The 2,065-nt window shown below is 36.7% G+C and carries 3 protein-coding genes; all 3 read right to left on the reverse strand.

Translation table 11 applies throughout. From position 1 onward, the window contains the following. Window positions 1-637, reverse strand: a 637-nt coding sequence (locus tag L4C32_RS20535; protein WP_428198752.1) for a glycosyltransferase family 2 protein, incomplete at its 3' end; no start/stop codon positions are given. Between the two features lie 48 nt (window positions 638-685). Next, a complete protein-coding gene (locus tag L4C32_RS20540) occupies window positions 686-1,660 on the reverse strand; it encodes a polysaccharide deacetylase family protein (protein ID WP_428198753.1) in 975 nt (324 codons plus the stop codon). After that, on the reverse strand, window positions 1,660-2,065 hold a 406-nt coding region (locus L4C32_RS20545), incomplete at its 5' end, for an arsenate reductase/protein-tyrosine-phosphatase family protein (RefSeq protein ID WP_428198754.1). The genes L4C32_RS20545 and L4C32_RS20540, both read right to left, overlap by 1 nt.

Consider the following 2,065-nt stretch of genomic DNA (forward strand, 5'->3'; position numbering starts at 1 on the left):
CTCTATAATATAGGTCTCTATCTGATTCGTAACGAATATTTTCGTTCATGCCTTGAATAACATCATTAAAAAACGGCTTTCGGTAAATCGAACAATTCATATGTGCAAAGCCATTACTTTTTAACATATAGTTAACCGACACAGGTTTAGCTATTGAATCAGCCCCAAGTTCAGCGTCTTCAATTAAATCCTCTATCCAAATCGTTTCGGTTTTTTGTTCACCATTAGTTAGGTATGCTTTTTGATGACAGTAATAGGCATCAACTCTATTTTCCTGCCCTTGTATTTCCGAATAAACACGGCCTAAATATTCAGGATCTGTCCATTCGTCATCATCATCAAGAAAACAAAGATACTGACCTTTTGCAATACGAGCTCCAAAATTTCTTGAATAACTGGGGCCGTGTCCATTAGGTGTATGTACTAACGAGATAAAAGAGACCAGTTTGACCACTTCGGATAATCGTTCCTGATACACGGTTAGATTGTCGTCATCTGAACCATCATTCACAACAATAATTTCAAAATTTTCAGATGTTTGCTGTAATACTGAGTCCAACGTTCTAAAGAATAGCTCAGGACGATCTCTTGTCGGGATAATGACAGAAAAATACGGCTGTTCGTTTTTAATTTCCATTATTCTCTACCATTTGGCAATACTGTGGTGTGGAATGTACTAAGCATATTAAGACCTAACATCAACATCAGAGATGTTATGTTCATTAGGAAGAAAAAACTCTCCGTTTAACTGGTTTTTAAACCAGCTAATATAGTCAATAGTGTTCGATTCGAAACGTTTTAAATCAGCCTCTGTCCTGACATAGGGGGTACAACCTGGTTTTGAACTCGGTGAATGAAAAGATAAGACGAAATCTTCCTGCCCGATTAATCTCTGTTTCTCTGTCATGCTTTTTAAATGTGTAAACTGAAAGCCTTCTGGAGATAACCGATATCGTTTAACTCGCAAAATTTTCARCAAAATTCTTTTTAATCTATGTTCATGCCAGCGGGAAAACATGGATGGATGTTGATTAAAATAGCTTGAAACAAAAGGGATGATACTTACAATCGAGCCCGTATGTGCGATATATTGAATACCATCTTTAATGTGGGTTTTATTGGTATAGTGACTAAAATCTGGCCCATCTTGATGTTGAAAGTCGCAATACGCACTGATGCTCAAGTCAACCTTAAATCCTAACTCCCTAAGTACTTTTGAGCTGTTTTCTCCAATACCATAGCGACCAGCTAGGTATGTGGTTGGTGCATTTCCAGTCACATCTTTTATGGCCGATGACAGGGCATTAAGTTTGTTTAATTCCAATTCTTCGGTTAAATTTCCAGGGTAAGAGTCGATGTTGTCAACAATATCCAGATCTGACTCAAACGGAGGGTTTACCCAAGGATGAAGATGTGCAGCAAACTCTATGGATTTATGTTCTCTGCTTTTAAAATGCGTAACGACATCCTTTCCAGAAGCACTGGTTACAAAAGGGTGATCCATAGCTAAAGTAACTTTGGCCCCTGTAGTGAGTATTCTTTCCACTAAATGAATAAGGTGCCTACCATGACTAACGTCTCTGTTTGACCGTTTAAAATCACCGGACCAATCGAACTCTTCTTCAGCGTGGATCACAATAGCAAGTCTAGGTCCCATCATTACAGCGACTCCTGTTTCAAACGGTATAATCCATCAACTGCGTTAACTATTTTTTTGTAACATTGAGAGACTTTTTCATTTGTTCCATTATAAGGATCGTTTATTTCATAATCATGCTTATACTCATTATCGAGTAGATCCGCAGCACTAAATAATTGATAACAACAGTAATAGCTCTCTAATTTAATTTTATGTGATTCATCAAAATACACCAATATATCGCTATCTTTTATATCAGTTTGATAAAGAGATTTTGAGCGATGTTCTTGTAACGATATATCAAATTGATTTGCAGCAACCTGGGCATTTCTTGGACTTAGACGATGTTCTTTTTTATGAAAACCAAAAGATAAAATTGAATCATCATCAAAGGTATTTTCATTGGCATCTAGCTTCGTTAAATAG

The sequence above is a fragment of the Aliivibrio kagoshimensis genome, assembly GCF_050337105.1.
In the GTDB taxonomy this organism is placed as follows: Bacteria; Pseudomonadota; Gammaproteobacteria; order Enterobacterales; family Vibrionaceae; genus Aliivibrio_A; species Aliivibrio_A kagoshimensis.